At 70.8% G+C, this 4176-nt stretch carries 6 protein-coding genes; all 6 read right to left on the minus strand.

Going from position 1 to position 4176, the window contains the following annotated elements; translation table 11 throughout:
- Positions 1 to 78: 78 nt before the first annotated feature.
- Complete coding sequence (locus tag AB0I76_RS23795; RefSeq protein WP_357039398.1) at positions 79 to 381, minus strand: GNAT family N-acetyltransferase; 303 nt, start codon at positions 379 to 381, stop codon at positions 79 to 81.
- An 84-nt stretch (positions 382 to 465) separates the two neighbouring features.
- The gene (locus AB0I76_RS23800) at positions 466 to 1371 is read right to left on the minus strand and encodes a hypothetical protein (protein WP_357039401.1); all 906 of its coding nucleotides are present in this window, start codon (positions 1369 to 1371) and stop codon (positions 466 to 468) included.
- Between the two features lie 196 nt (positions 1372 to 1567).
- The gene (locus tag AB0I76_RS23805; RefSeq protein ID WP_357039404.1) at positions 1568 to 2377 is read right to left on the minus strand and encodes a hypothetical protein; all 810 of its coding nucleotides are present in this window, start codon (positions 2375 to 2377) and stop codon (positions 1568 to 1570) included.
- A complete protein-coding gene (locus tag AB0I76_RS23810; RefSeq protein ID WP_357039407.1) occupies positions 2374 to 3312 on the minus strand; it encodes an ABC transporter ATP-binding protein in 939 nt (312 codons plus the stop codon). The genes AB0I76_RS23805 and AB0I76_RS23810 overlap by 4 nt, the downstream gene beginning before the upstream one ends.
- Entirely contained in the window at positions 3309 to 3515 is a 207-nt protein-coding gene (locus AB0I76_RS23815) for a helix-turn-helix transcriptional regulator (protein WP_026874506.1), read from the minus strand. Before AB0I76_RS23815 ends, AB0I76_RS23810 begins: the two co-directional genes overlap by 4 nt.
- Complete coding sequence (locus tag AB0I76_RS23820) at positions 3515 to 3994, minus strand: DUF2975 domain-containing protein (RefSeq protein WP_357039411.1); 480 nt, start codon at positions 3992 to 3994, stop codon at positions 3515 to 3517. The genes AB0I76_RS23815 and AB0I76_RS23820 overlap by 1 nt, the downstream gene beginning before the upstream one ends.
- Between the last annotated feature and the right edge of the window lie 182 nt (positions 3995 to 4176).

Below are 4176 nucleotides of genomic sequence, written 5' to 3' on the forward strand. Positions count from 1 at the left end.
CGATGACGACCGCTGCCGCCACCACCGTCCGCAGCCCGCGCGGGGTTCCCTCGCCTCGTCGCACTGCCCGGCCGCGCGCTACTTCACCTTGCGCGTCGACCGGGCCACGATGGCGTCGTACTCGGGGTGCTTCTCCAGCCATCCGCTGAGGAACGGACAGATCGGCACCACCGTGCGCCTTCTGGCCCGGGCGTCGTCCATCACGGCACGGGCCAGGGTCGAGCCGACCCCGCGACCCTCGAACTCCGCACCGACCTCGGTGTGCGTGTAGACGATGACGCTGCCGGTCAGCTGGTAGGTGACCACGCCGGCCAGCGACCCGGTCTCCTCCCGCGCCTCGAAACGCTCCCGCTCCGGCACGTCTGTCACGGTGAACTGCACTCCGCCATCCAACCACGACGTGGACGCGGTCCGGTGGACCCCACCCGACGGGAGCGGGCAGGGTCCACCGGTCGTCGGGGACGACTACGCCGTGGCGCAGATGCCGTACGAGGTGCTGCTCCAGTTGCCGGCGAAGGCGTCCTCCTCGTACGCGCCGACGTTCACGGTCGACGGCGCAGCCGCCGGACCACCGTTGGGCCGGAAGTCGTCGACCACCGCCTCACCGGTCGCCCCGTTCAGCTCGAACCCGGCACCGGTCAGCACCTTGCCGGCCGGACAGGCCGCGGTGACGCTCCGGAAGTCGTTGGAGGTGCTGGCGCCCGTCGCGGAGGTCCGCACCAGGCCGGCGAGCGGGTTCGCGCAGATGGCGTACGCCGTCACCGACCAGTTCCCGGCGAACGCCTCCGCCTCGTACGCGCCCACCGTGACGGCGGTCGGCGCGGCGGCCACTGTCCCGTTGGGCCGGAAGTCGTCGACCACTCCCTCACCCGTCGCCCCGTTCAGCTCGAAGCCGGTGCCGGTCAGCACCTTCCCGGCGGGACAGGCCGCGGTGACGCTCCGGAAGTCGTTGGAGGTGCTGGCGCCCGTCGCGGAGATCCGCACCAGGCCGGCCAGCGGGTTCGCGCAGACGGCGTACGCCGTCACCGACCAGTTCCCGGCGAACGCCTCCGCCTCGTACGCGCCCACCGTGACGGCGGTCGGCGCGGCGGCCACTCCCCCGTTGGGCCGGAAGTCGTCGACCACCGCCTCACCGGTCGCCCCGTTCACCTCGTAGCCCGCCCCGGTCAACACCTTCCCGGCCGGGCACGTCGCCGTGACGCTCTGGAAGTCGTTCGAGGTGCTGGCGCTGGTCGCGGAGATCCGCACCAGGCCGGGGACCGCGGCGGCCGCCGGGCTCGCCGGGACGACCACCGCGGCGGCCACCGCAAGACCGAGCACGAGCCCGCAGGCACGGGCGCCGAACCGCCGGGAATCCTTCTGATCACGCATGTCGCTCTCCTGTCCGTGGCCCCGGCGCGATGCCCGCCGACCACCTGGAGGCGTTCGACCGGTGCCGGCACCGGGGGCCGACTTGATAACGGACTCACGCTAAGTAGCAACGCGACCAGGCAATATCTCCAAGATGACTACGTCGGGTAATCGACGTGGGCGCATCTTCGGAGTGCCGCGACCGTTCGCGTGCGGGCTACCGGGACGCGTCGTCGCGCATCAGTCGCAGCCAGCCCAGCAGGAGAGTGCCGGCAGCCCAGAGGAGCAGGACGGTCACCGATGACACCGTCGTCATCCGTGGCACCTCCCGGAGCAGGAGGAACGCCGCGCCGGTCCCGGGCAGGATCCGGGCCAGCTCGGACATCCACTCGTAGCCGAACTGCGGGAGCAGCACCGGCAGGACCAGCATCAGAAGGAACACCGTGACCAGGGCGCCGGCCGTGTTGCGCAGCAGGAAGCCGAGCCCGACGGCGAGGAGGGTGCCGGCCGCGAAGACGAAGGCGACGGCCCCCAACACCTCGCGACCCTCGCCCAGGGGCAGGCTGAGTCCCGGTCGGGCCGCGGCGAAGGCCGCGAGCGCGGAGGCGAGCCCCAGCAGCACACCGAAGCTCGTGGCGGCTGCGGCCGTCACGACGGCGCGGGCGAGGAAGAGAACCGCGCGGCGTGGCGTCCACTGCAGGCTCGGGACGATCCCGCCGGTGGCGTAGTCGGACGTGACCGTGATCAGGGCGAGACCGAGCAGGGCGAACTGCGCCGGCATGGCGCTGATCCTCGACACCAGCCAGGCCGGGTCGCCCTGGGGAGGTACGGGGTCCGCGGCCGCGTCGAAGCCGGCGACGGCTCCGAGCCCCACCATCACCACGGCTGCCGCCGCCAGGAACCACCAGGTCGTCCTGACGGTCCACAGCCGGGTCCACTCGGCAGCGCAGGTGCGGGTGAACGCGCGGCCGGTGGAGACGTCCCCGGCCGTACCGCGCAGGGCAGGGGTGGTCGACAGAGCCGTCACGTCGCTGCCTCCGTCCTCGTCCGGGAATGGTCCGCCTGGCCGCGGAACTCCACGTGGTTGCTGGTGAGCTCGATGTAGGCGTGCTCGAGGGACTGCTGGCCCTCGGAGAGGTGGTGCAGCGGGAGGTGGAAGGAGTGGGCGACAGCACCCACGTCCTCGGCGGTGGTGTCGCGGACCTGCAACTCGTGGGTGTCGACGCGCTCGACGGTGAGGCCGCGTTCCTGGAGCCGGGTGCGAAGCGCATCCGCCTGCGTGCTGAGGACCCGCACCTGACGGTGCCCCAGGCCGCGCAGGATGTCCTCCGTCGTCGCGTCGGCGATCAGACGACCGCGGCCGATGACGACCAGACGGTCCGCGGTCTGCTGCATCTCGCTGAGCAGATGGCTGGAGACCAGCACGGTGCGTCCCTCGTCGGCGAGTTGTCGCAGGAGCGCGCGGATCCAGCGGACGCCGTCGAGGTCGAGCCCGTTGACCGGCTCGTCGAACAGCAGCACGCGGGGGTCCGCGAGGAGTGCCGCGGCGATCCCGAGACGCTGGCGCATTCCGAGCGAGTAGCCCTTGATCCGACGGCGGGCGGCGCCGCCGAGGCCGGCCTGCTCGATCACCTCCTCCACCCGCCGCTCCGGGATGCCGTTCGTCCGGGCGGCCACCCGGAGGTGGCTGCGTCCGGTACGGCCGGGATGCACGGAGCCGGGGTCGAGAAGCGCGCCGACCTCCCGTAGTGGTTCGGTGAGCGTGGCGAACGTCCGGCCGTTCACCAGGGCCCGTCCCGAGGTGGGTCGGTCTAGACCGAGGATCATCCTCATCGTCGTGGACTTCCCCGCCCCGTTCGGCCCGAGGAAGCCGGTGACCTTTCCCGGCTCGACGTCGAAGCTCAGATCGTCGACGGCCAGGACGTCGCCGTAGCGCTTCGTGAGCCCACGGACCTCGATCATTCGTCGACCCATTCGAGGAGGTCTCCGGGTTGGCAGTCGAGGACCCGGCACATCGCTTCCAGGGTGCTGAAACGGACGGCCTTGGCACGGCCGTTCTTCAGCACGGCCACGTTCGCCGGGGTGAGCCCGACCCGTTCGGCGAACTCCCCCACGCTCATCTTGCGTTTGGCCAACTCCACGTCGATGCGCACGACGATGGGCATCAGATCACCGCCTCCATGTCGGTGCGCAGCGTCGTGGCCTGCCGCAGCAGGGCACGCATCACCACCATCAACAGCCCGAACACCGCCACACCAACCACGATCAGGAACAGCAGCAGCGGCCCTCCCGGGTCGTCGGCGTTGAACCCGACGTAGAGGAACACCCCCACCAGCACCACCCACGCGGCGGCGATGGCCCACACGATCACGTCCACCCACTTCAGCGACACCTCACTGAAGATCCGGTCGTCCCTGACCAACGTCAACAACTTCCAGGTGCACACGATCACCACCTGCACGCACACCACCCAGAACACCGACACCGCCGTCAGCGGCCACCGCAGGTACGCCTGCTCCGGCGACTCCTGCGCCATGTACGCGAACTGTCCGGGCAACGAGAAGGTCTGCAACATGACCAACACCCCGAACAACACCACCAGAAAGACCCTGAGCGGAAGCACCGCCCGCTGCGCTGTGACCATGCATCGATTCTCGCTCGCTACCTATCGAAAGTCAATCGGTTCGCGGCGGGTGTTCCCGCGCACGGCGACCATGCCGGCGGCGGCGAGGAGGCAGGCGATGGCGACGCACGCCAGCAGGACGTGGTAGCCGCCGTGGTGCACGAGCGCGGCGGCGCCCAGGGGTGCGGCGGCCTTCGCCGTGG

Origin of the sequence: Micromonospora sp. NPDC049799 (genome assembly GCF_040656655.1) — a bacterium.
In the GTDB taxonomy this organism is placed as follows: Bacteria; Actinomycetota; Actinomycetes; order Mycobacteriales; family Micromonosporaceae; genus Micromonospora.